This is a genomic window from Bradyrhizobium sp. BR 1433, assembly GCF_051547665.1.
Classification (GTDB): domain Bacteria; phylum Pseudomonadota; class Alphaproteobacteria; order Rhizobiales; family Xanthobacteraceae; genus Bradyrhizobium; species Bradyrhizobium australafricanum.
The window spans coordinates 1691844-1715282 of the sequence record NZ_JBPUGG010000001.1; the positions used below are offsets into that span (position 1 = coordinate 1691844).

24 protein-coding genes and 1 pseudogene are annotated in these 23439 nt (G+C 66.0%); 14 read left to right on the forward strand and 11 right to left on the reverse strand.

Annotated features, from left to right (window positions below; all coding sequences use genetic code 11):
- Window positions 1-140 precede the first annotated feature (140 nt).
- Window positions 141-587, reverse strand: a complete 447-nt coding sequence (locus tag ACSKB9_RS08560) for an SRPBCC family protein (RefSeq protein ID WP_016840413.1) — start codon at window positions 585-587, stop codon at window positions 141-143.
- A gap of 208 nt (window positions 588-795) precedes the next feature.
- Here ACSKB9_RS08560 and ACSKB9_RS08565 point away from each other — a divergent pair.
- The 3 genes and pseudogenes from ACSKB9_RS08565 (at window position 796) to ACSKB9_RS08575 (ending at window position 3655) form a co-directional block, all read left to right on the forward strand.
- Window positions 796-2152: pseudogene (locus tag ACSKB9_RS08565) on the forward strand (3-carboxy-cis,cis-muconate cycloisomerase).
- Between the two features lie 83 nt (window positions 2153-2235).
- On the forward strand, window positions 2236-3018 hold the full coding sequence (gene pcaD, locus ACSKB9_RS08570) for a 3-oxoadipate enol-lactonase (RefSeq protein ID WP_438072537.1): 783 nt from the start codon (window positions 2236-2238) through the stop codon (window positions 3016-3018).
- Between the two features lie 253 nt (window positions 3019-3271).
- Window positions 3272-3655 carry a carboxymuconolactone decarboxylase family protein gene (locus ACSKB9_RS08575; RefSeq protein ID WP_092090102.1) on the forward strand — a complete coding sequence of 128 codons (384 nt, stop codon included), beginning with the start codon at window positions 3272-3274 and terminating at the stop codon, window positions 3653-3655.
- Window positions 3656-3727: 72 nt separating this feature from the next.
- On the opposite strand, the gene ACSKB9_RS08580 is transcribed toward ACSKB9_RS08575, so the two are convergent.
- Window positions 3728-4261: a hypothetical protein gene (locus ACSKB9_RS08580; protein ID WP_438072539.1), complete on the reverse strand. Its 534-nt coding sequence runs from the start codon at window positions 4259-4261 to the stop codon at window positions 3728-3730.
- Window positions 4262-4453: 192 nt separating this feature from the next.
- On the opposite strand from ACSKB9_RS08580, the gene ACSKB9_RS08585 reads away from it, so the two are divergent.
- A complete protein-coding gene (locus ACSKB9_RS08585) occupies window positions 4454-5212 on the forward strand; it encodes a hypothetical protein (protein ID WP_057018424.1) in 759 nt (252 codons plus the stop codon).
- A gap of 89 nt (window positions 5213-5301) precedes the next feature.
- Here the strand turns inward: ACSKB9_RS08585 and ACSKB9_RS08590 are convergent, their stop codons facing one another.
- Complete coding sequence (locus ACSKB9_RS08590; RefSeq protein ID WP_162832451.1) at window positions 5302-5448, reverse strand: hypothetical protein; 147 nt, start codon at window positions 5446-5448, stop codon at window positions 5302-5304.
- 369 nt (window positions 5449-5817) lie between these two features.
- Here ACSKB9_RS08590 and ACSKB9_RS08595 point away from each other — a divergent pair, with 369 nt between their 5' ends.
- The 6 genes from ACSKB9_RS08595 to ACSKB9_RS08620 all read left to right on the forward strand — a co-directional run bounded on the left by ACSKB9_RS08595 (window position 5818) and on the right by ACSKB9_RS08620 (window position 12108).
- Window positions 5818-6735 carry an ABC transporter permease subunit gene (locus ACSKB9_RS08595; protein ID WP_028339921.1) on the forward strand — a complete coding sequence of 306 codons (918 nt, stop codon included), beginning with the start codon at window positions 5818-5820 and terminating at the stop codon, window positions 6733-6735.
- 10 nt (window positions 6736-6745) lie between these two features.
- Window positions 6746-8071, forward strand: a complete 1326-nt coding sequence (gene livM / locus ACSKB9_RS08600; protein WP_310881187.1) for a high-affinity branched-chain amino acid ABC transporter permease LivM — start codon at window positions 6746-6748, stop codon at window positions 8069-8071.
- Window positions 8068-8901, forward strand: a complete 834-nt coding sequence (locus tag ACSKB9_RS08605; protein WP_438072542.1) for an ABC transporter ATP-binding protein — start codon at window positions 8068-8070, stop codon at window positions 8899-8901. The genes livM and ACSKB9_RS08605 overlap by 4 nt, the downstream gene beginning before the upstream one ends.
- A complete protein-coding gene (locus ACSKB9_RS08610) occupies window positions 8898-9647 on the forward strand; it encodes an ABC transporter ATP-binding protein (RefSeq protein WP_018272406.1) in 750 nt (249 codons plus the stop codon). The genes ACSKB9_RS08605 and ACSKB9_RS08610 overlap by 4 nt, the downstream gene beginning before the upstream one ends.
- Before the next feature lie 166 nt (window positions 9648-9813).
- Complete coding sequence (locus ACSKB9_RS08615; protein WP_229162539.1) at window positions 9814-10932, forward strand: branched-chain amino acid ABC transporter substrate-binding protein; 1119 nt, start codon at window positions 9814-9816, stop codon at window positions 10930-10932.
- 180 nt (window positions 10933-11112) lie between these two features.
- Window positions 11113-12108, forward strand: a complete 996-nt coding sequence (locus tag ACSKB9_RS08620) for a P1 family peptidase (protein WP_438072543.1) — start codon at window positions 11113-11115, stop codon at window positions 12106-12108.
- A 158-nt stretch (window positions 12109-12266) separates the two neighbouring features.
- Here ACSKB9_RS08620 and ACSKB9_RS08625 read toward each other — a convergent pair whose 3' ends face one another.
- A complete protein-coding gene (locus tag ACSKB9_RS08625) occupies window positions 12267-13046 on the reverse strand; it encodes an EF-hand domain-containing protein (protein WP_438072545.1) in 780 nt (259 codons plus the stop codon).
- A 252-nt stretch (window positions 13047-13298) separates the two neighbouring features.
- On the opposite strand from ACSKB9_RS08625, the gene rpe reads away from it, so the two are divergent.
- Window positions 13299-14000 (forward strand): ribulose-phosphate 3-epimerase, encoded by a 702-nt coding sequence (gene rpe, locus ACSKB9_RS08630; protein WP_028339914.1) that lies wholly within the window; start codon window positions 13299-13301, stop codon window positions 13998-14000.
- A gap of 13 nt (window positions 14001-14013) precedes the next feature.
- Here rpe and ACSKB9_RS08635 read toward each other — a convergent pair whose 3' ends face one another.
- From ACSKB9_RS08635 to ACSKB9_RS08665, 7 genes are all read right to left on the reverse strand, one after another.
- The gene (locus tag ACSKB9_RS08635) at window positions 14014-15492 is read right to left on the reverse strand and encodes a serine/threonine protein kinase (RefSeq protein ID WP_438072547.1); all 1479 of its coding nucleotides are present in this window, start codon (window positions 15490-15492) and stop codon (window positions 14014-14016) included.
- A gap of 5 nt (window positions 15493-15497) precedes the next feature.
- Complete coding sequence (locus ACSKB9_RS08640) at window positions 15498-16238, reverse strand: metallophosphoesterase family protein (protein ID WP_438072549.1); 741 nt, start codon at window positions 16236-16238, stop codon at window positions 15498-15500.
- 107 nt (window positions 16239-16345) lie between these two features.
- On the reverse strand, window positions 16346-16939 hold the full coding sequence (locus ACSKB9_RS08645) for a TetR family transcriptional regulator (RefSeq protein ID WP_028336783.1): 594 nt from the start codon (window positions 16937-16939) through the stop codon (window positions 16346-16348).
- Window positions 16936-17070: a hypothetical protein gene (locus ACSKB9_RS08650; protein WP_016843141.1), complete on the reverse strand. Its 135-nt coding sequence runs from the start codon at window positions 17068-17070 to the stop codon at window positions 16936-16938. The genes ACSKB9_RS08645 and ACSKB9_RS08650 overlap by 4 nt, the downstream gene beginning before the upstream one ends.
- A gap of 620 nt (window positions 17071-17690) precedes the next feature.
- The gene (locus ACSKB9_RS08655; RefSeq protein ID WP_438072551.1) at window positions 17691-18299 is read right to left on the reverse strand and encodes a hypothetical protein; all 609 of its coding nucleotides are present in this window, start codon (window positions 18297-18299) and stop codon (window positions 17691-17693) included.
- Window positions 18292-18981 (reverse strand): hypothetical protein, encoded by a 690-nt coding sequence (locus tag ACSKB9_RS08660; RefSeq protein WP_438072553.1) that lies wholly within the window; start codon window positions 18979-18981, stop codon window positions 18292-18294. Before ACSKB9_RS08660 ends, ACSKB9_RS08655 begins: the two co-directional genes overlap by 8 nt.
- Window positions 18978-19760 carry a MotA/TolQ/ExbB proton channel family protein gene (locus ACSKB9_RS08665; protein ID WP_438072555.1) on the reverse strand — a complete coding sequence of 261 codons (783 nt, stop codon included), beginning with the start codon at window positions 19758-19760 and terminating at the stop codon, window positions 18978-18980. The genes ACSKB9_RS08660 and ACSKB9_RS08665 overlap by 4 nt, the downstream gene beginning before the upstream one ends.
- A gap of 244 nt (window positions 19761-20004) precedes the next feature.
- On the opposite strand from ACSKB9_RS08665, the gene ACSKB9_RS08670 reads away from it, so the two are divergent.
- The 3 genes from ACSKB9_RS08670 (at window position 20005) to ACSKB9_RS08680 (ending at window position 23386) form a co-directional block, all read left to right on the forward strand.
- Window positions 20005-21375 (forward strand): sensor histidine kinase, encoded by a 1371-nt coding sequence (locus ACSKB9_RS08670; protein ID WP_438072556.1) that lies wholly within the window; start codon window positions 20005-20007, stop codon window positions 21373-21375.
- A gap of 1 nt (window position 21376) precedes the next feature.
- The gene (locus tag ACSKB9_RS08675) at window positions 21377-22045 is read left to right on the forward strand and encodes a response regulator (RefSeq protein WP_438072558.1); all 669 of its coding nucleotides are present in this window, start codon (window positions 21377-21379) and stop codon (window positions 22043-22045) included.
- Between the two features lie 168 nt (window positions 22046-22213).
- The gene (locus ACSKB9_RS08680; RefSeq protein ID WP_438072560.1) at window positions 22214-23386 is read left to right on the forward strand and encodes a M20 aminoacylase family protein; all 1173 of its coding nucleotides are present in this window, start codon (window positions 22214-22216) and stop codon (window positions 23384-23386) included.
- Window positions 23387-23439 lie beyond the last annotated feature (53 nt).

Consider the following 23439-nt stretch of genomic DNA (forward strand, 5'->3'; position numbering starts at 1 on the left):
TGCGCCACCGCATATCGGCGAAGCAGGCGGTTTTAAATCATTCCAGACGGCATAATATGGGCGCGCCCCGCGATGGGCAACCTTTCGAGCCACCCATCCAGGACATGGCCGGACCTGAATAATCCAGCCGAAAGGCGGGGCTAACCCTGCACCGCCTTGGCGAAATTTGCAAAGAATTCATCGGCCAGCTTCTTGGCGGCGCCGTTGATCAGGCGCTGGCCGAGCTGGGCGAGCTTGCCGCCGATCTGCGCCTCCACATTGTAGCTCAGAAGCGTACCGCCATCCTTGTCTGCAAGGCCCACGGTGGCGCCGCCCTTGGCAAAGCCGGCTACCCCGCCCTCGCCTTCGCCTGAGATCTTGTAGCCGTTCGGCGGGTCGAGATCGCTCAATGTGACCTTGCCCTTGAAGCGGGCGGAGACCGGGCCGACCTTCATCTTGGCGGTGGCGCGGAAGCCGCCCTCGTCGGTCTTCTCCAGCTCTTCGCAGCCGGGAATGCAGGCCTTCAACACTTCGGGATCGTTGAGCTTGTCCCACACAGCCTGGCGCGGCGCTGCAAGCTGGACTTCGCCGGTCATTGTCATGGCCATGGGGACCTCCTCGATCGCTAGAACCTTTTCCCCAAGTAAAGCAGCCGGGACACAAAGGAAAGGGCACCTTCGGAGGATGAGCGATGCATATTCGCAACCGCAGCAAGCCAAGCCCATTGTTCACGAAATCGCGCAAGCCTCGTTGTTGAAAATGCAGGCAGCCCCGGGGCATTGGCATCGACGCGCGACAGTGGTTAGGTCGCCGGCCATGAGCACAGCCCTCTCTCCCCTGCTTGCGCCGATGCTGTCGAGCGCCGCGATGCGCACGGTGTGCGACGACGCCGCCACGCTGCAGAAAATGCTGGATTTCGAGGCCGCGCTGGCCCGCGCCGAGGTGGCCTGCGGGGTGATTCCCGCAGCTGGCGCAGGACCAATCGGCGCCGCCTGCAAGGCCGAATCATTCGACCTGGCCGCGCTGGCCGACGCCGCGACGCGGTCCGGCAATCTGGCGATCCCGCTGGTGAAGGCCCTGACCGCCAATGTCGCCAAGGCGGACGCCGAGGCGGCGCGCTACGTGCATTGGGGCGCGACGAGCCAGGACGTCATCGACACCGCGACGATGCTGTCGCTGCGCGCGGGGATCGACGCGCTGCTGGCCGACCTCGACCGCGCCGTTGCTGGCTTCGCCAAGCTCGCGCGCGCCCATCGCGACACCGCCGTGGTGGCGCGGACCTGGCTGCAGCATGCGCTGCCGATGCCGTTCGCCCTCAAACTCGCCGAATATGCCGCGGCGCTGCATCGCTCCCGCAAGCGCTTGCTGCGCCTGCGCCGCGAGACGCTGGCGCTGCAATTCGGCGGCGCCGCCGGGACGCTCGCCGCGCTCGGCGATAAGGGCCTTGCGGTCGCCGCCGCCCTTGCGCAAGAGCTCGATCTGCCCCTGCCGGATGCGCCCTGGCATACCCATCGCGACCGCATCGCCGAGGCCGCGTCGGTGTTCGCCATCCTCGCCGGCAGCTGCGGCAAGATCGCGCGCGACGTTTCGCTGATGATGCAGACTGATGTCGGCGAGGCCTTCGAGCCTGCCGGCGCTGGCCGCGGCGGCTCCTCCACCATGCCGCACAAGCGCAATCCGGTCGCCGCCGCGAGCGCGCTGGGGGCTGCGACCATGGCGCCGAATCTCGCCGCGACGATCTTCGCCGCGCAGGTGCAGGATCATGAGCGCAGCGCCGGTCCGTGGCATGCGGAATGGCCGACCTTGCCGGGCCTGATGCTGGTGACCTCGGGCGCGCTTGCTGCCATCGTCGATCTCGCCGAAGGGCTTGAGGTCGATGCGGCGCGGATGCGCGTCAATCTCGATGCGAACTCAAGGGTTGATCATGGCGGAAGCCGTCACCTTTGCGCTCGCCGACAAGATCGGAAAGAGCGACGCCCATCATCTGATCGAGGCCGCCAGCAAGCGCGCGGTCGCGGAGAAGAAGCACCTGCGCGAGGTGCTGTCAGCGGACGCCAAGGTCACCGCGCATCTCGACGCGAAACGAATCGCGGAGCTGTTCGAGCCGATGGCCTATCAGGGCGCCTCGCAAGCGCTGATCGACCGCCTGCTGGCTTCACTGGATGACAAATAGCGACGATGTCATTGCCGGGCAACAGCGCGAAGCGCGTCTTCGCGCAGATGACCCGGCAAGCGCATGACGAGAGGGACAAGACGATGCCGATGATCAACGCCGACGGGTGCCTGCTCAACGTCCAGGTGGACGGCCGCGACGGCGGACCGACCTTGATGCTGTCGAACTCGCTCGGCTGCACCTTGCAGATGTGGGAGCCGCAGATGCGGGCGCTGACGCAGCTGTTCCGCGTCATCCGCTACGACCGCCGCGGTCACGGCAAGTCCGGCGTGCCGGCGGGCCCCTACTCCATGGAGCGGTTCGGCCGCGACGTGCTGGCGATCCTCGACGACCTCAACATCGAGAAGGTGCACTGGTGCGGCCTGTCGATGGGCGGCATGGTCGGACAGTGGCTGGGAGCGAATGCCCCGGAAAGATTCGGCAAGATCATCCTCGCCAACACCGCCTGCTACTACCCCGATCCGACCAACTGGCTGAACCGCATCAAGGCGGTGAAGGAAGGCGGCATCGCCGCCGTCGCCGATACCGTGATCGCGGGCTGGCTGACCGCCGATTTCCGCGAGCGCGAGCCGGAAACCGCGGCGCGCATGAAGGCGATGCTGATTGCCTCGCCGGTCGAAGGCTATCTCGCCTGCTGCGAGGCGCTATCGACACTCGACCAACGCGCCCTGCTGCCGAAGATCAAGAGCCCGACCCTCGTGATCGCGGGAAAGCAGGACATGGCAACGCCGGTGTCGGCAGGCGAAATGATCCGCAGCGGCATTCCCGGCGCCAGCATGACGCTGCTCGATGCCGCGCACATTTCCAACGTCGAGCAGTCGCACGCCTTCACCGAGGCCGTGGTCGGCTTCCTGACGCAACGGTAACGGTCATCGTCATTCCGGGGCGATGCGAAGCATCGAACCCGGAATCTCGATCCGCATCCATAACTTCGAGATTCCGGGTTCGGTCCTGCGGACCGCCCCGGAATGACGTAACCGGGAAAGATGCTCTATGGGCGACAATCAGCACGTAGCCCGGATGCAGCGAAGCGAAATCCGGGACAAGTCCTTCGGCCAACGCTGAAGCCCCGGATTGCGCTGCGCTCCATCCGGGCTACGATTTCATGAGGAGACATCCATGGACGACAATCAGCGCCGCGACGACGGCATGACGCAGCGCCGCAAGGTGCTCGGCAATGAATGGGTCGACAAGTCGATCAAGAACCGCAACGCGTTCAACACCGACTTCCAGGACCTGATCACGCGCTATGCGTGGGGCGACATCTGGACCCGGCCGCATTTCGATCACCGCACCCGGCGCGTGCTTGTGATCGGCACCATGGTCGCGCTCGGCCAGTGGGACGAATTCCGCCTGCATGTGCGCGCCGCGCTCGCCGAGGGCGGCTTCACACCCGACGACATCAAGGAAATCCTGCTGCAGCAGGCGATCTATTGCGGCGTGCCCGCGGCCAACCACGCCGTCAAGGAAGCCGGCGCGATCATTGCCGAGCTAGGAGCATGATCCGGAAAAGTGCGAAGCGGTTTTCCGAAAGATCATGCGCAAAAACGACTAAAGCGCGAAGACTATCGCGCTTTAGGGCTGCTGAAGGGATAGCTGGCCTGCGGGCGTTTCGGTGGTCGTTGCTGCATTGGCAGACGCTTGAGCTCGCTTCGGCGCAGTCTCGAACAGCATCACGATCGCGGTCCCGAGCAGCATCAGGAGCTCGGCCGCATGCATGCGCAACGCTTCGACCTCGCCGACCTTGGAGGCCATCATCATGCTGGCGAAGCTCAGCACGCTGCCGAGGCAGAGCGCCACCGCCAGCGCCTCGTCGGCGCCGCTGCTGCTCTTGCGCAGCGGTGAGAAGGCGGCCATCGCGAGGAAGACTGTGAAGAACGCCACCACGGTGATCCGCGCCAGCGCGAGCAGCCATGCGAGGCGCACCGTCGCCATCTTGCCGAGGTGCAGATAGTCGCTGGCATAGAACGCGATCGATACGCTCGGCCGCTCATAGAGGCCGTGGATCGGCGACACCATGATGCTGAAGGCGATGATGGTCCAGACCGGAATGAAATAGGCCGCAAGCAGTGCGCCGTTGAAGGAGCTAATCCGCCAGTTGTTCGACATTGCCGCTTCCCGTGCATCCCGCGCCTTTCAGACCGGCGACGGTTCAGGGCGCGAGCTAACGCCGATCAATTGCCGGCAGCAATTTAAACCCTTTGTTAAGGTTAAACGCGCTGCCATGGTTCCGGATCGATGCGATCGGGGCCGGCCGGGATCTGCGCAAGATCGGCGTCGGCCGGGGATAAAGGGGGTAAAATGACCGAAAGAACACGCGTTTTCGTCGCAACGCCCTGCTTCGGCGGCGATCTGAAGATGGCCTATGTGTTGTCCTCCCTGAAGCTTCAGGCTGCGGCCACTGCCCGAGGCATCGACATCCAGTTCCATCTGATCGGAAACGAATCGCTGATCGTGCGCGCCCGGAACGAACTGGCTCACCAATTCCTTGCATCCGGCGCCAGCCATCTCCTGTTCATCGATGCCGATATCGGGTTCGAACCCGAGTCCGTCTTCCGGCTGCTGGATTGCGGTGCCGACGTTTCCGCCGCGGCCTATCCGCTCAAGCACATCGATTGGGCAAAGGTGCAGCGAGCTGCGGACGCCAAGCGCAAGAACCTCGCGTCATCCTCGCTGGACTATGTCGTCACATGGGAGGGCGACCAGATCACATCTCGCGGCGACGGCTTCGCCAAGGTCCGCTATGCCGGAACCGGCTTTCTCATGATGAAGCGATCCGCCCTCGTCAGGCTGTGCGACGCCCATCCCGAACTCAAATATCGGGCGAACCACAAGTCCAACGACTTGAACACCGGCGACCTCGTGCGCGCCGACCTCGACCGCGTGTCGCTGTTCGAATGCATGATCGACAAGACGACCGGCGAGTATTTGTCCGAAGATTACGCGTTCTGCCGGCGCTGGATCGATCTCGGCGGCGAAATCTGGCTCGACCTTCGAAGCGAGCTTACGCATTTCGGTTCATACGCCTTCCGCGGCCGCTTCGCCGACCAGTTGGCCTGAACGAGACAGCCCAAGCGAAAAGGGTTTTAGCCTGAACAAGGCCTCGCCTTTCGGCGAGGCTCCCTGCCAGTTCGGCTCAATTGTCCGAATTAGCGCTCCGGATTGGGCTTCTGGCCCTGCCGGCCCGGATCCTGCTGTTGCTGGCCGGGCTTCTGGCCGCCGCCCTGCTGCTGCTGGCCTGGCTTCTGATTGGGGTTCTGGTTCGGCTGTCCCGGATTCTGATTTGGGTTGCTCATTCAGCTACTCCCTTTGCTTTCATCAAGCTGGGGACAACGCGCGCGTCGGAAGCGCGGTTGCTCGGGGAACACGGGTTCCGGCGTGATCATTGCAAGGCAAGGCCATGTCGGCCCTGTGACATCGGAACCGCATCCGCCAAACTAGTTATGTACAAGCCCTTTCTGCTGCTGCCACGCTGTTGCCGCGGCCGGGGTTCCACTGTTAGAAAACGACACGACGCGACGGATCAGGCTGCCGGGGCCCTCGCCGCGTCACCCTCGACGTAGCGTTTTCGAGCGAAGTGGGAACCGGTTCGCGTGAAGAAAGCGCGTCCAGATCAACACGAGAGCCTGGTCGGTTCTCAACCGAACAGGCTCTGACGGCAGCGTATGGATTATTTCGCCCAGCAATTGATCAACGGCCTCGTGCTCGGTTCGATCTACGGCCTGATCGCCATCGGCTACACGATGGTCTACGGCATCGTCGGCATGATCAACTTCGCCCATGGCGACATCTTCATGATCGGCGGCTTCATCGCGCTGATCTCGTTCCTGGTGCTGGTGTCGCTCGGCCTCACCGCGATCCCCCTGATCCTGCTGATCGTGCTGCTGGTCTCGATGGCGATCACGGCGCTCTACGGCTGGACCATCGAGCGCATCGCCTACCGACCCTTAAGGCATTCGTTCCGCCTCGCGCCGATGCTCTCGGCGATCGGCATGTCATTCGTGCTGACCAATTTCTCGCAGGTGTCGCAGGGCGCGCGGGTGAAGCCGGTGCCGCCGATCATCACCGGCGGCTACACGCTGCATGAAGGCTCGTCGGGCTTCGCCGTGCAGCTCTCCAACATCCAGATCATGGTCGTGCTCGCCACCATCGTCGTGCTGGCGCTGTTCACCTGGCTGGTCTCGCGCACCCGGCTCGGACGCGACATGCGCGCCTGCGAGCAGGACCAGACCATGGCCGCGCTGCTCGGCGTCGACGTCGACCGCACCATCTCGATGACCTTCGTGATCGGCGCCGCGCTCGCCGCGGTCGCAGGCATGATGTATCTCTTGTATTACGGCCTGGTCGATTTCTTCATGGGCTTCGTCGCTGGCATCAAGGCGTTCACCGCCGCCGTGCTCGGCGGCATCGGCTCGCTGCCGGGCGCGATGCTCGGCGGACTCGCGATCGGCCTGATCGAGACGTTCTGGTCGGCCTATTTCTCGGTGGAGTACAAGGACGTCGCCGCGTTCTCGATCCTGATCGTGGTGCTGATCTTCATGCCGACCGGCCTGCTTGGCCGTCCCGAAGTCGAAAAAGTCTGACAGGCACTTCGTGAGCGCGACCTCAGCCCGCCCCTCGCACGCCGCGCAGCCCTCGGGCAGCGCCTTCATTCTCAAGAAGGCCCTGATCAGCGCCCTTGTCGCGCTGGTGCTGTTCTCGCTGATGATCGGCATTCGCACCGAGGCCGGGCCGCAGGGCGGCTTGATCTACTGGACGCGGTTCGGCGACCTCGCAGCCCTTGTCGCTACCGTGTTCGGCGGCAGCATCGTCGTCGAGTTGCTGCGGCAATGGTGGGGACCGGTCGACAAGGACCGCGTCGTGCCGAAGCCGGTGCAATCGGCGATGTCGTTCGCCGGCCGCTGGCTGGCGCCGGCGCTCCTGGTGTTCACCTTCCTCGTGCCTGTCATCTTCTACAACCAGCGCTACATTCTCGACCTGTCGATCCTGGTCCTGACCTATGTGATGCTGGGATGGGGATTGAACGTCGTGGTCGGCCTCGCCGGCCTGCTCGACCTCGGCTATGTCGCGTTCTACGCGGTCGGCGCCTATTCCTATGCGTTGCTTGCGACCAATTTCGGATTGTCGTTCTGGGTCTGCCTGCCGCTTGCCGGCATCCTGGCGGCGTTCTGGGGCGTGCTGCTCGGCTTCCCGGTGCTGCGGCTGCGCGGCGACTATCTTGCGATCGTGACGCTCGCCTTCGGCGAGATCATCCGCCTCGTCATCATCAACTGGCAGAGCCTGACCGGCGGCCCCAACGGCGTCTCGGGAATTCCCCGCCCGACCATGTTCGGCATTCCGCTGACGGCGGGTGACGACGGGCTCGCCGCCAAGCTCGGCATCGAATTCTCGCCGACCCACCGCCTCGTCTTCCTGTTCTATCTGATCCTGGCGATGGCGCTGATCACCAACTGGGTGACGATCCGGCTACGGCGGCTGCCGATCGGCCGCGCCTGGGAGGCGCTGCGCGAGGACGAGGTCGCCTGCCGCGCGCTCGGCATCAACACCACGACGACCAAGCTGACGGCGTTCGCGACCGGCGCGATGTTCGGCGGCCTCGCCGGCGCGTTCTTCGCCACCCGGCAGGGCTTCATCAGCCCGGAATCCTTCACCTTCCAGGAATCGGCGCTGGTGCTGGCGATTGTGGTGCTCGGTGGCATGGGCTCGCAGCTTGGCGTGGCGCTCGCTGCGCTGACCATGATCGGCGGCTTCGAGCTGTTCCGCGGCCTCGATCAATACCGCATGCTGGTGTTCGGTATGGCGATGGTACTGCTGATGATCTGGCGGCCGCGCGGGCTGATCGGCCATCGCGCGCCGACCGTGTTCCTGGAACGCAACCAGGCGATCTCGTCCGACCTCGTGAAGGAAGGCCACGGATGAGCGGCGACCACATCCTCACCGTCGACCGCCTGATGATGCGCTTCGGCGGCATCGTCGCGGTTAACGAGCTGTCCTTTGCGGCCGAGCGGCGCAAGATCACCGCGCTGATCGGGCCGAACGGCGCCGGCAAGACCACCGTCTTCAACTGCATCACCGGGTTCTACCGGCCGAGCGGGGGCGCGATCCGCCTCGCCCATGACGACGGCCGCAACGTCCAGCTCGAGCGGCTGAACGATTTCCGCATCTCCAAGCAGGCCAAGGTGGCGCGCACCTTCCAGAACATCCGGCTGTTTCCCGGCATGACCGCGCTGGAAAATCTGATGGTCGCCCAGCACAACGCGCTGATGCGCGCCTCGGGCCTGACCCTGCTCGGGCTGCTCGGCCTGCCATCCTGGCGCGAGGCCGAGCAGCGCGCCATCGATCTGGCGCGGACCTGGCTCGCGCGCGTCGGCCTGCTCGACCGCGCCGACGATGCCGCGGGCAACCTGCCCTATGGCGACCAGCGCAGGCTCGAGATCGCGCGCGCGATGTGCACCGAACCTGTGCTGCTCTGTCTCGACGAGCCGGCGGCGGGTCTGAACGCGCGCGAGAGCGGCGGGCTCAACGAGCTGCTGCTGTCGATCCGCAACGAACTGGGCACCTCGATCCTCCTGATCGAGCACGACATGTCGGTCGTGATGGAGATCTCCGATCACGTCGTGGTCATGGACTACGGCGTCAAGATCGCCGAAGGCACGCCGCAGATGGTGCGCGACGACCCCAAGGTGATCGCCGCCTATCTCGGCGCCGACGAGGAAGAGGCGATCGCCGTGATGGAGAGCGGCACGTGAGCGCGGCACAGGCAACGACACCCCTGCTCGCGGTGCGCGGCGTGCGCGCGGCGTATGGCAAGATCGAGGCGCTGAAGGGCGTCGATATCGAGATCAATCGCGGGGAGATCGTCGCCCTGATCGGCGCCAACGGCGCCGGCAAGTCGACGCTGATGATGACGATCTTCGGCCGGCCGCGCGCCCGCGCCGGCGCCATCGAGTTCGACGGCCGTGACATCACCGGCGTGCCGACCCACGAGATCGCGCGGCTGCGCATCGCACAATCGCCGGAGGGCCGGCGGATCTTTCCGCGCATGAGCGTCGCGGAAAACCTGCAGATGGGCGCCGATGCCACCGAATGCAGCGAGGCCGAGCGCGCAGCCGGGCTGGAGCGGGTGTTCGCGCTGTTCCCGCGCCTGAAGGAACGCGTCGCACAACGCGGCGGCACGCTGTCGGGCGGCGAGCAGCAGATGCTGGCGATCGGCCGCGCCTTGATGAGCCGGCCGCGGCTGTTGATGCTGGACGAGCCCTCGCTCGGGCTCGCGCCGCTGATCGCGCGCCAGATCTTCGACGCCATCCGCACGCTGAACCGGCAGGACGGCCTCACCGTCCTGATCGTGGAGCAGAACGCCAACCATGCGCTGAAGCTCGCCCATCGCGGCTATGTCATGGTCAACGGGCTGATCACGCTGGCCGGAACCGGCGCCGAATTGCTGCAGCGCCCGGAAATCCGCGCCGCCTATCTGGAAGGCGGCCGCCGCGGCTAGCTTGACGTTCCGTGCCGCCCCCGCAAGCAAGACGCGGCGGATGCAGCGTCGATTTGCCTGAAAATTGCCGGTGACTTCGCCGCGAAATCAGCTGAGAATGCCCGCGGTTTTGGGGCCCGGCGTGCCGGGCCCTTCCGCAAGAGGCAACGACCACGAGGGACGTCTCATGAAATCACTGAAGCTGATCGGCCTGGCACTTGGCGCTTCGTTCGCATTATCGGCGAGCGCGTTCGCGCAAGACATCACCATCGCCGTCGCGGGCCCGATGACGGGCTCCGAATCCGCTTTCGGCCGGCAGATGAAGAACGGCGCCGAGCAGGCGGTCGCCGACATCAACGCCGCCGGCGGCGTGCTCGGCAAGAAGCTCGCGCTGGAAGCCGACGACGACGCCTGCGATCCGAAGCAGGCGCGCTCGATCGCGGAAAAGATCGGCTCTTCGAAGATCCCGTTCGTGGCCGGCCATTTCTGCTCGTCGTCCTCGATCCCGGCCTCCGAGGCCTATGCCGACGCCAACGTGCTGCAGATCACCCCGGCCTCGACCAACCCGCTGTTCACCGAGCGCAAGCTCTGGAACGTGGCGCGCGTCTGCGGCCGTGACGACCAGCAGGGCCTGGTCGCCGCCGACTACATCATGAAGAACTACAAGGGCAAGAACGTCGCGATCCTGAACGACAAGACCACCTACGGCAAAGGCCTCGCCGACGAGACCAAGAAGGCGCTGAACAAGGCCGGCTTCCAGGAGAAGATGTTCGAGTCCTACAACAAGGGCGACAAGGACTTCAACTCGATCGTCTCGCGCCTGAAGCGCGACAACATCGATCTGGTCTATGTCGGCGGCTACCACCAGGAAGCCGGCCTGATCCTGCGCCAGATGCGCGACCAGGGCCTGCAGACCGTGCTGATGGCGGGCGATGCCATGAACGACAAGGAGTTCGCCTCGATCACCGGCCCCGCCGCCGAAGGCACGCTGTTCACCTTCGGCCCCGACCCGCGCAACAAGCCGACCGCGAAGGCGATCGTCGAGAAGTTCAAGGCCAAGAACATCGACCCCGAGGGCTACACGCTCTATACCTACGCCGCGATGCAGGTGTGGACGCAGGCCGTCGCCAAGGCCGGCTCCACCGACGCCAAGAAGGTGATGGCCGCCATCAAGGCCGGCGAGTGGGACACCGTGCTCGGCAAGATGGCCTTCGACGCCAAGGGCGACATCAAGGCGATCGATTACGTCGTCTACAAGTGGGATGCCAAGGGCAACTACACCGAGATCAACCCGAAGGGCTCCTGAGCCTCTCGCGCGTCCGATCCAATCAGAGATACGAGAACGCCCCGGTCCGCCGCCGGGGCGTTTTTTGACCTGATGCCTGCAAGTCTTACCGCACGTCTCCGCCCGCACGTGCCCGACGGTTGATGCATCCGTCGCGGCTGCTATACCGGATCGATCGGACAGCAGGCGGATGGACCCATCGTGAAAAACCTTCTCACCGATATTGCCGGCGTTGCCGTCGGCCATGCCGACGATCCCACAGTCGCCTCCGGCGTCACCGCCATCCTGTTCGAGCGGCCGGCGGTCGCCTCGATCGATGTCCGCGGCGGGGGTCCGGGCACCCGCGAGGAAGCGCTGCTTTCGCCGCACAACGTCGTCGAGGCAATCGACGCCATCGCGCTGTCCGGCGGCTCGGCGCACGGGCTCGACGCCGCCGGCGGCGTGCAGGCCTGGCTCGCCGAGCGCGGCCGCGGCTTCCGCATCCGCGACGCGGTGATCCCGATCGTGCCGGGCGCGATCTGCTTCGACCTGCTCAACGGCGGCAACAAGGCGTGGGGACGCTTTCCGCCCTATCGCGACCTCGGCTACGCGGCGGCCAATGCCGCCTCCGACGACTTCGAGCTCGGCAGCGTCGGCGCCGGCATGGGCGCGACCACGGCCAACCTGAAGGGCGGCCTGGGCTCGGCGTCCGACGTGACCGACGACGGCGTGACGGTCGCGGCGCTCGCGGTGGTCAACGCGGTCGGCAGCGTCACGGTCGGCAGCGGCCCCTGGTTCTGGGCGGCGCCGTTCGAGGTCGGCGGTGAATTCGGCGGGCGCGGCCTGCCGCCCTCGTTCACGGCGGACATGCTGAAGCCGCGGCTGAAGGGCGGCGCCGGCGCCAGCGCCGCCGAGAACACCACCCTCGTCGTCGTGGTGAGCGATGCGCAGCTGACGAAGCCGCAGGCGCGGCGGCTTGCGATGATCGCGCAGACGGGCATGGCGCGCGCGATCTATCCGGTGCACGCGCCGCTCGACGGCGACGTGGTGTTTGCCGCCGCGACCGGCGCCAAGCCGATCGATCCGTTGTTCGGCCTCACCAGGCTCGGTGCACTCGCCGCCAACACGGTGGCGCGCGCCATCGCCCGCGGCGTCCATTCGGCGACCGCGCTGCCATTCGCCGGCGCGCTGCCGAGCTGGCGGGACAGGTTCGGATAGATCATCGCGCTTCTGGCTCTGCCGTCATTGCGAGCGAAGCGAAGCAATCCATCTGTCCGCACATGTGGACAGATGGATTGCTTCGTCGCTCCAGCGCAAAATTGCTTTGCAATTTTGTCGCCGAGCTCCTCGCAATGACGGAAATTACCAGTCTCGTCTTAAGCGCTGACCGAAATCGCAGCGAAGTCCTGCGCCGAGATCGCCTTCGCCTGGCGCTGGATCAGCTGCTCGACGATATTGTAGGACGAGGCCGCGTTGAGGGTCGCGGAGGACGCGGCCGGCGTCGTCATCGCCACCTTCGAGCCGTCGGCGTAGGTCGTCGTCGTGGTGGTCGAGCCGTCGCTGTTGGTCACCGACGTCGAGGTCGCGCCGTCCAGCGCCTGCATCAGGGGATCGGAGCTCGATCCGCCCGCGCCGGAGCCGGATCCATCGGTCGAGCCGCTGGCCATGTGATGGCGATGATGGCCGCCGCCCTTGTGGCCCTGCAAGGCCTGGGACATCTCGTCGAGGCTGACGTTACCGTCGCCATTGCTGTCGAGCTTGGAGAACACGTCGTCGGCCTGCGCCGTATTGGTGCCGCCGGCGCCGAGCGCGTTCTCGAATTCCGACTGGGTGATCTTGCCGTTGCCGTCGGCATCGATCTGCGAGAACAGGTCCTTGAGCGCATCCGAGCGGCTGGCCGCCGTCGGGCTGTTTGAAACCGCGGTCTGGGACTGGCTTTGCGCGGAAATCAGCGCGCCCATCGTCAGCGGCGAAATCTGCGGAGAGACGCTGCCGGTGCTGCTCCCGGTCGACGTCGATGTACCGGTCGAAGGGGCGAACAGGCCGGTGGTCTTAGCCCCCTGACTGGAGCTGCCGGTCTGGGTCGTCGACTTCGACGACATCAGCGAGCTCAAAAGGTCAATGGCCGACGACGCAGCGCCAAGGGCGAACAGCATGGCAATACTCCAACAGGGCCGCGCCTGGCGGCTCAAACGCTGGTCAGTGGCTGAGCAAAGGGCGTGCCATGGCAAAAACCCAGCAAAACCAGGCGTTCCCGCATCGAAGCGGGTTCCGCGCACCCGGCAAGAGCTGCCGCCGGCGGAAGAATTTTCCGGTCGCAGAGCGCCGTCCGCTCGCATTGCCCGCCACGCGTCCGCATGTTAGGCGGACTCACCCGTCGCCCCCTGAAGTGTTCCGGAACAGCTGACATGACTCAGTCATTCACCCCGCGTCCCCTCGTTATCGCTCCGTCGATCCTGGCGTCGGATTTCTCAAAGCTCGGCGAGGAGGTCCGCGCCGTCGACCAGGCCGGCGCCGACTGGATCCATCTCGACGTGATGGACGGACACTTTGTGCCGAACATCTCCTATGGCCCCGACGTCATCAAGGCGATGCGGCCGCACACCAAGAAGATCTTCGACGCCCATCTGATGATCTCGCCCTGCGATCCCTATCTGGAAGCTTTCGCCAAGGCGGGCTGCGACCACATCACGGTGCATGCCGAGGCCGGCCCGCATTTGCACCGCTCGCTGCAGGCGATCCGCGCGCTCGGCAAGAAGGCCGGCGTCTCGCTCAATCCGGCAACGCCGGCGAGCGCGATCGAATATGTACTCGACCTGATCGACCTCGTGCTGGTCATGTCGGTCAATCCCGGCTTCGGCGGCCAGGCCTTCATCCGCTCGGCGATCGGCAAGATCTCTGATGTCAGGGCGATGGTCGCGGGCCGCCCGATCGACATCGAGGTCGACGGCGGCGTTGCACCCGACGTCGCGGGCCAGCTCGCGGCCGCCGGCGCCAACGCCTTTGTCGCGGGATCCGCCGTGTTCAAGGGCGGCACGGTCGAGGCTTACAAGACCAACATCGCCGCGATCCGCCATGCGGCGGCCGAGGCACGCGGCGAGGCGATCTGACGATCCGGGGAAACTAGAACACTGCGGGCGGCGTGGCCGCGGCATTCGCCGCCTGCTCCGCCGCCTCATCGCCCTCGCCGTCGTCCGCTTGCGATGCCAGCCGCGACGGCCGCACCACGGTCACCGTGCACGGTGCTTCCCCCGCGACCCTGGCGGACACGCTGCCGAGCAGCGCGCGCCGCAGCGAGTTCTGCCGCGCGCCGATGATGATGTGGTCGACCAGGTTGACCGCTGCGAATTCCAGGATCGCGGCGGCGGGATCGATCGCCTCCAGCACATGCACGGTCAGCCGCCCCTCCTCGAGCCCGAACGGCCGCGCCCAGTGCTGCAGCGCCACCAGGCGGTCGACGTGCTTGTTCTGGCCCTGCTCGTCATGGGTGCGGTCGATCGCCAGGCGATTGAGCTTCAGCACATTGACGCAGGCGAGCCGCGCCGACGGCGAGGTCGACAGCACCCGCTCGGCGGTGACGCGGATGGTGTCGTTCAGCGCCTCGGCACCCTCGCCGATATCGAGCGCGACGGCAACGATCGGGCTCGAGGCGAGCTGGGCTGCGACATCGGACTTCGGCCGCGGCGGCACCGCGCCGAGATTGAAGCGGCGGCGCCACACCGTGCTGAGCGGGTCGCGGCTCAGCCGCTGCGCCCGCGCCGTCAGCTTCACCTGATCGGGATGGCCGAGATCGAAGGCAAGCTGCGCCGCGGTCGGGTAGCGCGCGGCGGGGTCGATCTCCAGGCAGCGCAGCACGATCTCCTGCAGCCAAGGCGGATAGTCGGGCTTCAGCTCGCGCGGCGGATAGGGATCGCGCCACAGCCGCCGGCGCATGCCGCGCAGGCTTTCGGTCTCGCCGAACGGGCGCACGCCGGTGGTGAAGAAATAGAGCAGCACGCCGAGCGAAAACAGATCGCTGCGCGGATCGTCGCGGACGCCGAGCAGGCGCTCCGGCGCCATGTAGGGCGCGGTGCCGTAAGGCAGGCGAAACTCCTCCTGCAACAGGTCGGGCAGATGCCGGTGATGCGAGAGGCCGAAATCGATCAGCACCGCCTCGCCGCGCTCGCGGAACATGATGCTGCTCGGCTTGATGTCGTGATGGATGACGTTCTGCCGGTGCAGGCTGGCGAGCGCGGTGGCGACCTTGCCGCCGATCACCCTCACCTCCTCATACGGCATCGGCAGCTCGCCAAGCCGCTTGTAGAGCGTCTGCCCAGGGATGCGCTCCATCACCACATAGGCCTGGCGCTCGAAGTCGCCGGTGCCGAAACAGGCCGGCACGTGCGGCCCCGACAGCCGCGGCAGGATCATCTGCTCCATCTCGAAGCTGACGATCGCGGCCGGATCCTCGCCCTCCGAGGTGAGCGGCACCTTCATCAGCAGCGGCACGGTGATGCCGGGATGGGTGACGCTCCACAGCGTTGCCATGCCGCCGCGGTGCACGCGTTCGCCGATGGTGAAGCCATCGATCTCGGCGCCCGCCTGCATCGCTAGCGCCGCCATCGGCGTCACCGGCCGAGCGGCAGGCGGTCGGCGAGCCAGTGCGGCAGGCCGTTCGCCTTGATCCGCGCCGCCGCGGTTGCGACGTCGTAGGGCACGCGATGAAAGGTGATCTCGCGGCTTATGGTATCGAACATCGCAAACGACGCCGCGGGATCGCCGTCGCGCGGCTGGCCGACCGAGCCGAGCACCGCAAGCCAGCGCCGCCCCGGCAGCAACTGAACGGCGATGCCCGAAGTCGGAACGAAGCTCGTCATCTTGGCGGTCGAGGACATCGAATAGAGGCCGGGACGATGGATGTGGCCGCAGAACGTGATCTGCAGCTCGGTTGCCATCATGCTGCGCGCGGCGTCGGCGGTGTCGCGCACGTAGCGCCATTTCGCGGGCTCCGAAGCTTCGGAGTGCACGTAGAGCCGATTGTCCTCCTCCCGCGACATCGGAAGCTCGGCAAGGAACGCCTTCTGCTCGCCACTGAGCCGGCCGCGGGTCCAGTCGATCGCGGCCTGCGCCTCGGCATTCATGCTGTCGCTCGGCACGCCGATCGCATTGTCATGATTGCCGCGCACCGCGACCGCGCCCTTGGCGACGAGGTCCATCACCGTGTCGACGGCCCATTCGGGATCGGCGCCGTAGCCGACGATATCGCCGAGGCAGATCAGCCGCTCGGCGCCGCGCGCATGCGCAGCGTCGAGGCAGGCGGCGAAGCCCTGCCGGTTGGCGTGAATATCGGCGAACAGTGCAAGCCGCATCGTGGTCCGCGTTGCTGATCCCTGTCCGATATCAAGCACACGCGGCCCCGGGCTCGCAATCGGGCCAAAGGCATCAGGTGGTCAGGGGATGTCGGCAGAAAGCTCAGCTAGGGCTTGCAGACCCGCAGGCCCTTCAGCAGCAGGGCCAGCAGCGCATCGATCCGCCCCGGGCATTCCGGCTTGGCCCATTCCTCAGCATGCGCCGGGTGATGGTACCGGACGGTGGCGTCGAACACAGCGCGCGCGGTCGCCTTCACATTGTCGATCTCGAACACGCCCTGCGCGACACCGTCGGACAGGATTTTCGCGATCAGATCGACCTGCTTGTCCTTGTAGGCTTCCACCACCTCGCGCGCGTCCTGCGCCAGCGCCAGGTAGGTCGCGAACATCTCGGGATCGTCACAGACCTTCTTCTGCTTGATCGTGAAGGCGGTGCGCAGCCATTGCTCCAGCCGCTCCGGCGCCGGGCCATCGCCGGCTGCGATCTTGCACAGCGGCTCGTTGGCGCGGTCGAGCCAGCGCTTGGCGACGGCATCGCGCAGCGAGGCTTTGCTGGGGAAGTGACGGTAGACGCTGCCGTGGCTGACATCCAGCGCACGGGCAACGTCGACAACGGTGGCCTTGGTCAGCCCGAAGCGCCTCAAGACATCCTCAGTTGCCTCAAGGATCCGCTCGGGTGTCAAAACCACCGCCTCGTTCATGCGTTTACCGTCTGGTTATCGCTGTCCTGCCCGCGGGTGAACTTGGCGGCCTGGGCGGCCAAGTGGCGGGCGACGCGAAGATTGAGCCACTGTTGAATCTGGGCGGTCAATTGAAAGATTTCTATGGTCATGGAGGTAGTCCTTCGAGGTAGTCAAATTAAGTCCGGCTCCCCCGGCCAAACGCCGGAACAGCCACTGGGCGCCCTCCTCCCTTGGGCTGATGAGTATATACACCATCCCGCTGACAGATTTCAATATCTGTCAGACAATATTTTGTGAAATGACAGCGGTCCTCCCGGGAAAGCCCCCCGGCTGATGGGCGCTACAACGTTCCGTGAGCAGCGGGGGCGATCTGCCAATCCGCGCCTATGTCTCACTCGGGGCTACCTGGGAGAGACTTGCATGGACCGGCCAATGACCTTGAAGGAGATCGCCAAGATCACCGCGGGCGCGGTGGTCTCGCTCGTCATTGTCGGGTGGCTGATGGTTCTTGCGATCGCATTCCTGACGGTGCTGTGAGCCCGCCTCACCGCGCCGGCCCCTCACCGGGCCTTGGCGCCGGAATCGAAAGGGGCCGCTTCACGCAGCGGCCCCTTTGCCGGGAAAATCGCTTCGGGATGAAATCTAGCCCCGGTTAGCCCCAAGACTACACACTTCAGGGAATTGAGGAATTCCGGATGATTACTGTCCATCCCGCTGACTGATTATTGCCGATCCCTATTTTTGTGCCACCTTCTGGGTAGGCATCCTGCTATTGCTGCTCGTCCTTGGGCGGCATCCGGGGCGGCGGCAGCGGCGTGAACACCGACCCTTGCGCGCCGGCCGGCGGGGCCACGAACGTCCCCGTGGTGGAATCGCCGCCTGTCGTCTCCACGATCGTCTTCGGCGTGATGTACTCCCTGACGAAGTCCATGATGGTGCCGTCGCCACCGCCGAAATCCGCCGCCCGCCCGCCTTGCGGATGCCCGGCCTTGATCTCGTTTTCGGCGGTGTGGGTCTGCTCCGCCAACGCGTCGCTATAGGGAATGCGGAAAGCACGCGGGATCGCGCTCGGCCTGTTGTCCTCGTCAAGCTCCTCGACCCAGAGATAGATCGAGCCGGGGTCGCCCTCCAGCGAATGCGGCTCCACGATCCGCGTCGACAGCAGCTTGAAGTTCGCCGGCAATTTTTCCGCGGACGCCCAGCCGAGCAGACCGCGCATGCCGCCGAAGCTGGCGAAATAGAACGCGCTGGTCACGACGATGACCACAGCCTTCAGCGACCAGTGCAGCCGCGCATAGACCAGCACGATCAAGAGCAGCGCACCGACCACCGCGTATGCGACCGCAAGCGTGAGAATGACCGACTGCAGACTAATCACGGCGGAGCACCCTGACGCCGGATTTCGGGACGCCGGTGTTCGGATCGAGGTCGCCGCCGTTGCGCCAGCTGCTGCGGAAGGTCTCGAGCAGCGATTTCGGCCGCCGGTCGACGTTGATCACCTTGCCCTCGGCATCGAGACGAAACCTGACCGCGGTCTTCTCGTCGCCGGTGTGATCGACGGTCAGCTTGTCGTCGAAGATCACCTGCGCCGTCGGATTGAGCTTCTGCACCTTCACATTGGCCTGCACCGGCTCGCCGGTCGTCGCCTGGAAATGCGAGACGTTGACGGTGTATTCGCCGGCGACGATGCCGCGCAGCGTGACGATCTCCTCGCGGATTGGGGAAGCGATCTTCTTGCCGTTGACGACGATGAAGTCGTTGGCGCCGCCGCGGTCGTCGCGGTCGAGCGTCAGGAAGCCGGCCTCGCGATGCCGGTACCAGGCGATGTTGCCGGCGGGATCCTGCACGAACAGGTCGAGATCATCAGGGTGGTTGTCCGGCCAGTCCATCGTGATGATGAACTCCGCCTTGGATTCGATCTTGCCTTCCTTGGAGTCCGGCGACACCGCGAGCAGTGCCAGGAAGAACAGGAAGGCGATGACCTGCAGCGCCTTGAACAGCATGACGCCGAGCGGATCGAACGGCTCCTCGCGCGGATAGAGCCCGAACTCATCCATCATGACGGCGTACCAAGGCGACGTTCCAGGGCCGGCGTGACGTGCGTCTCGGTCAGCACGACGGCATCGGAAAACACCCGCTGGGTCGCGCTATCGAGCATGTAATACTGGATCCGGACCAGAATCGATCCGATCAGCCCGGCCAGCGTCGTGTACATCGCGACCGCCATGCCGTCGCTCATCAGGCCCATCGACGATTTCATCGCGACCTTGTCGGCGGCATCCAGCGAAGCGATCGGCGCCAGCATGATGATGAAGCCGATGATGGTGCCGAGCAGGCCGAGCTTCATCAGCGTATCGGAGACGAAGGCGCCGAAGCCGTTCGACCCGCGCAGCCGGTCCGCCAGCGTGCGCAGCAGCAGGGCCTGGTCGATGCGCCCCTTGGCCTGCGCCTCGGCCTTCTGCACCAGGCTCTTGATATGATCTGTGACGAGCCCGCCGGGCAGGCCGCGCACATCTGATGCAAGCGCCCCTGATGCAAGGATCTTGGCGCCATCGGGCGCGGCGAGGATGGTGCGGCAGGAGCGCGCCACCTCGCCTTCCCGCGCGATCGCCCGCGTCCGCCAGAAGCAATGGACACAGGTGACGATATAGAGGACGGCGATCACGCTGGAAATGTAGGTGCGGTCGGAACTGATCATGAGGCGGATCAGCCCGTAGCGCCACAGCAGGAATGCGGCGAACACCGAAAGGCCGGTGAAGATCATCCAGAGCAGCAGGGCGCTGCGCTCCGCCGCGTCCGTGCTGGCCGATGCGGCCGCGACGTCGACCTTGGCATCCATGCTGCGTGAGCTCCCTGTGTTCCGTGAGGCTCGGTGCGGGCCTCACTTTCCGTTAGAGCAGAGCCGGCCTGCGCCGTCCAAAGACATCTGCCTAGATTCCGTCGGGCAAATTTCCCGACCTGCACAGCTTCGCATGCTTGCGATTGGCGGGGAACAGCGGTGCTGTTAGCATCGCACCTCTCGTTTGAGCATGACCAGCCGCTTCTCTTCGTTCCGGATCATGCTCTGGCCGTGGAGTGATCGCATGCGCCTCGTGCTTCAACTGGTCGCCCGCCTGCTCGTGATCGTCGCGCTATGCCTCGGTGCAGCCACCGTCTGGGCCACGATCGACGCCTATCGCAGCGTCGATCGCGCCACGCAGGCGTCCGCCGAGCGGGTTTCGCAATCGCTCGAAGCGCTGTACTGGCGCGAATTGCTGCTGCGCAGCAACCGGATGCGGGAGCAATTGCTGCCGGCACCGGACTGGCGCACCATCGAAACCATGGGCCTGATCGCGCCGGGGATCTGCGTGCAGTTCGAACCGGCCGGCGCCTTCGAGAAGCCGCTCTGCGGCCAGAGCAAGGGGATCGGCAAGATGCCGCCGCGCTGGTTCGCGGCCACCGTGCAGATGGTGCTCGGCGATCACGCCACCGCGGAGCGGCCGATCAGCGCCCGCGCCGCGACCGCGGGAACCGTCCGCGCCATCGCCGATCCGGACGCCGCGATCGCGCTCGCCTGGCAGCACATTCTCGACAACATCCATGTCGCGCTGTTGATGGCGCTCGCCATCGCGCTGCTCGCTTCGCTCGCCATCGCGCACACGCTGGCGCCCGCCCACTCGATCGTGTCGGCGCTGCGGCGCATGGCCGACGGCGAGTACCGCACGCCGCTGCCGCGCGTCCGCTCGATGGAGCTCGCGATGATCGGGCGCGCCGTCAGCGATCTCGGCGACCGCCTCGCGCTTGCCGAGGAGGAACGCACGGTGCTGACCAGGCGGCTGCTCGAAATCCGCAACGACGAACGCCTCACGCTGGCGCGCGAGCTGCACGATGAGTTCGGCCAGAATCTCACCGCGATCCTCGCCTTCGCCAACTCGATCGAGGCAAGCGCCGGGGACAAATACGCCGCCGGCACCGAAATTGCGCAGGATGCACGGATGATCTCGCAGGCGACGCGCCGCATCATGGCGTGCCTGCGCGATACGCTGAACCGGCTGCGCCATCCGCCGGCCGAAGAGCTCGGGCTGGAGGCAAGCCTGGTCGATCTCGTCGACAGCTGGCGGTCGCGCTCGGCGCAGCCGATGATCCAGCTCGATCTGCAGGGCGACCTTGCCGACATCAGCGGCACGGTCGCCGCCACCGCCTATCGCGTCGCGCAGGAATGCCTGACCAATGCGCTGCGCCACAGCTCGGCGCGCGAGATCGTGGTGCGGATCGAGCGGCGCACCGGAAGCGAGAACGCCCTGCTGGTGCGCGTCGAGGACGACGGCGGAGGCGATGCGGCCAAGGTGGCGCAATCTGCGGGCTTCGGCCTCACCGGCGTTAGCGAGCGCGTCACAGCCCTCGGCGGCTCGCTGTCGATCGCGCGCGCCAGCCGCGGCCTGTCGGTCGCCGCCACGATCCCGCTCGCCGCCTGAGATGACAACCGTGGCGACGACAACGGCGAAGATCCGGGGCATCTCGATCCTGCTGGTGGACGATCATCCGGTCGTCCGTCAGGGCTATCGGCGGGTGCTCGAGCATCAGGACGATTTCCGCGTGGTCGCCGAAGCCGACAACGCCGCCAGTGCCTATCGCGCGTTCAAGTCGCACCAGCCCGATGTGGTGGTGATGGATATTTCGATGCCGGGTGCCAGCGGGCTGGAGGCGATCCGCAACATCCGCGCGCGCGACCCTGACGCGCGCATCCTCGTTTTCAGCATGCACAGCGAGGCGGCCCAGGTGAAAGCGGCATTCGGCTCCGGCGCCAGCGGCTTCGTCACCAAGGGCAGCGAACCGGCCGAGCTGATCGCGGCGATCCGCTCGGTGGCGCGCGGCGAGCATGCGATGAGCGACGACGTCGCCCGCGTGCTGGCGATGGAAAGCCTGGTGCCGACCCGATCGGCGCTCGACCAGCTCGGCGAGCGCGAGATCGAAATCCTCCGGCAGCTGGCCGCCGGCAGCACCAAGGAGCAGATCGCCGCCAACCTCAACCTCAGCACCAAGACCGTGCAGAACTATCACTACCTCATCAAGGCCAAGACCGGCATGCGGACCGACGCCCAGCTGGTCCGCCTCGCCGTCGAATGCGGACTGGCGAATTTGTAGCCCGTTCCCGTAGCCCGGGTGAGCGCAGCGACACCCGGGGCTGGTTGTGCATATCCCCGGATACCGCTTGCGCTCATCCGGGATACTGACGCCATTCCCGCGTGACAAGTCGGCGGGTTACGCTACGCTGACCCGCCCACCAAAGTTCACAAGAAACGGACGCTCCCCATGCCCATCGTCAATCGCGTTGCCGCCCTCTCGGATGAAATGGCCGCCTGGCGCCATGACTTCCATGAGAATCCCGAACTGCTCTACGAAGTCCATCGCACCGCCGGCATCGTCGCCGACAGACTGCGCGAGTTCGGCTGCGACGAGGTGGTGACGGGGATCGGGCGCACCGGCGTGGTCGGCGTGATCCGCGGCCGCAAAGCCACTTCGGGAAAGACCATCGGCCTGCGCGCCGACATGGACGCGCTGCCGATCGCGGAGGCCTCGGGCGTCGCCTACGCCTCGAAGATTCCCGGCAAGATGCACGCCTGCGGCCATGACGGCCACACCGCGATGCTGCTCGGCGCCGCCAAATATCTCACCGAGACCCGCAATTTCGACGGCACCGCGGTCGTGATCTTCCAGCCCGCCGAGGAAGGCGGCGCCGGCGGCAAGGCGATGGTGGACGACGGGCTGATGACCCGGTGGGGCATCCAGGAGGTCTACGGCCTGCACAACATGCCCGGCCTGCCCGAGGGATACTTCGCGACGACGCCGGGCCCGATGCTGGCCTCGTCGGACACGTTGAAGATCGTGGTCCACGGCAAGGGCGGCCACGCCGGCGCCGCCCCGCACGAGGCGGTCGACAGCGTGCTGATCGGCGCCCAGATCATCAATGCGCTGCAGTCGATCGTATCGCGCAATGTCGACCCGCTGAAATCGGCGGTCATCTCGATCACCATGTTCGAGGCCGGCACCGCGTTCAACGTGATCCCGGAGACCGTGACTCTGGGCGGCACCGTGCGCACGCTCGATCCCGCTGTGCGCGACCTGGTCGAGCGCCGGATCGGCGAGGTCGCCTCCAGCATCGCCAAGGCCTATGGCGGCTCGGCCGAGACGGATTATGGACGCATGTATCCGGTGACGTTGAACCACGCGCGCGAGGCCGGCGTCGCCGCCGAGGTCGCCCGCGACGTGGTCGGCGCCGACCGCGTCAACGACAATCTGGTGCCGGTGATGGGCGCCGAGGATTTCGCCTTCATGCTGGAAGCGCGACCCGGCGCGTTCGTCTTCCTCGGCATGGGCGACGGTCCGATGTGCCACCACCCCGCCTACAAGTTCAACGACAACATCCTCGGCCACGGCGCCTCCTACTGGGTGCGGCTGGTCGAGAAGCAGATGCCGGCGGGCTAGCGCCGCTCGTGCAGCCACGGCCCGGTCGCCCGCTTCGCGACCGGGCCGCCAGC

What these genes read in the sequence shown, in the direction of transcription:
- ACSKB9_RS08560 (WP_016840413.1), bottom strand. Translation starts at nt 587, where the DNA reads ATGGCCATGACAATGACCGGCGAAGTCCAGCTTGCAGCGCCGCGCCAG.
- ACSKB9_RS08665 (WP_438072555.1), bottom strand. Translation starts at nt 19,760, where the DNA reads ATGGATGCCAAGGTCGACGTCGCGGCCGCATCGGCCAGCACGGACGCG.
- ACSKB9_RS08675 (WP_438072558.1), top strand. Translation starts at nt 21,377, where the DNA reads ATGACAACCGTGGCGACGACAACGGCGAAGATCCGGGGCATCTCGATC.
- ACSKB9_RS08645 (WP_028336783.1), bottom strand. Translation starts at nt 16,939, where the DNA reads ATGAACGAGGCGGTGGTTTTGACACCCGAGCGGATCCTTGAGGCAACT.
- ACSKB9_RS08595 (WP_028339921.1), top strand. Translation starts at nt 5,818, where the DNA reads ATGGATTATTTCGCCCAGCAATTGATCAACGGCCTCGTGCTCGGTTCG.
- ACSKB9_RS08640 (WP_438072549.1), bottom strand. Translation starts at nt 16,238, where the DNA reads ATGCGGCTTGCACTGTTCGCCGATATTCACGCCAACCGGCAGGGCTTC.
- ACSKB9_RS08670 (WP_438072556.1), top strand. Translation starts at nt 20,005, where the DNA reads ATGCGCCTCGTGCTTCAACTGGTCGCCCGCCTGCTCGTGATCGTCGCG.
- ACSKB9_RS08680 (WP_438072560.1), top strand. Translation starts at nt 22,214, where the DNA reads ATGCCCATCGTCAATCGCGTTGCCGCCCTCTCGGATGAAATGGCCGCC.
- ACSKB9_RS08605 (WP_438072542.1), top strand. Translation starts at nt 8,068, where the DNA reads ATGAGCGGCGACCACATCCTCACCGTCGACCGCCTGATGATGCGCTTC.
- ACSKB9_RS08585 (WP_057018424.1), top strand. Translation starts at nt 4,454, where the DNA reads ATGACCGAAAGAACACGCGTTTTCGTCGCAACGCCCTGCTTCGGCGGC.
- ACSKB9_RS08660 (WP_438072553.1), bottom strand. Translation starts at nt 18,981, where the DNA reads ATGATGGATGAGTTCGGGCTCTATCCGCGCGAGGAGCCGTTCGATCCG.
- pcaD (WP_438072537.1), top strand. Translation starts at nt 2,236, where the DNA reads ATGCCGATGATCAACGCCGACGGGTGCCTGCTCAACGTCCAGGTGGAC.
- ACSKB9_RS08615 (WP_229162539.1), top strand. Translation starts at nt 9,814, where the DNA reads ATGAAATCACTGAAGCTGATCGGCCTGGCACTTGGCGCTTCGTTCGCA.
- ACSKB9_RS08590 (WP_162832451.1), bottom strand. Translation starts at nt 5,448, where the DNA reads ATGAGCAACCCAAATCAGAATCCGGGACAGCCGAACCAGAACCCCAAT.
- rpe (WP_028339914.1), top strand. Translation starts at nt 13,299, where the DNA reads ATGACTCAGTCATTCACCCCGCGTCCCCTCGTTATCGCTCCGTCGATC.
- ACSKB9_RS08650 (WP_016843141.1), bottom strand. Translation starts at nt 17,070, where the DNA reads ATGACCATAGAAATCTTTCAATTGACCGCCCAGATTCAACAGTGGCTC.
- ACSKB9_RS08580 (WP_438072539.1), bottom strand. Translation starts at nt 4,261, where the DNA reads ATGTCGAACAACTGGCGGATTAGCTCCTTCAACGGCGCACTGCTTGCG.
- ACSKB9_RS08635 (WP_438072547.1), bottom strand. Translation starts at nt 15,492, where the DNA reads ATGGCGGCGCTAGCGATGCAGGCGGGCGCCGAGATCGATGGCTTCACC.
- ACSKB9_RS08625 (WP_438072545.1), bottom strand. Translation starts at nt 13,046, where the DNA reads ATGCTGTTCGCCCTTGGCGCTGCGTCGTCGGCCATTGACCTTTTGAGC.
- ACSKB9_RS08575 (WP_092090102.1), top strand. Translation starts at nt 3,272, where the DNA reads ATGGACGACAATCAGCGCCGCGACGACGGCATGACGCAGCGCCGCAAG.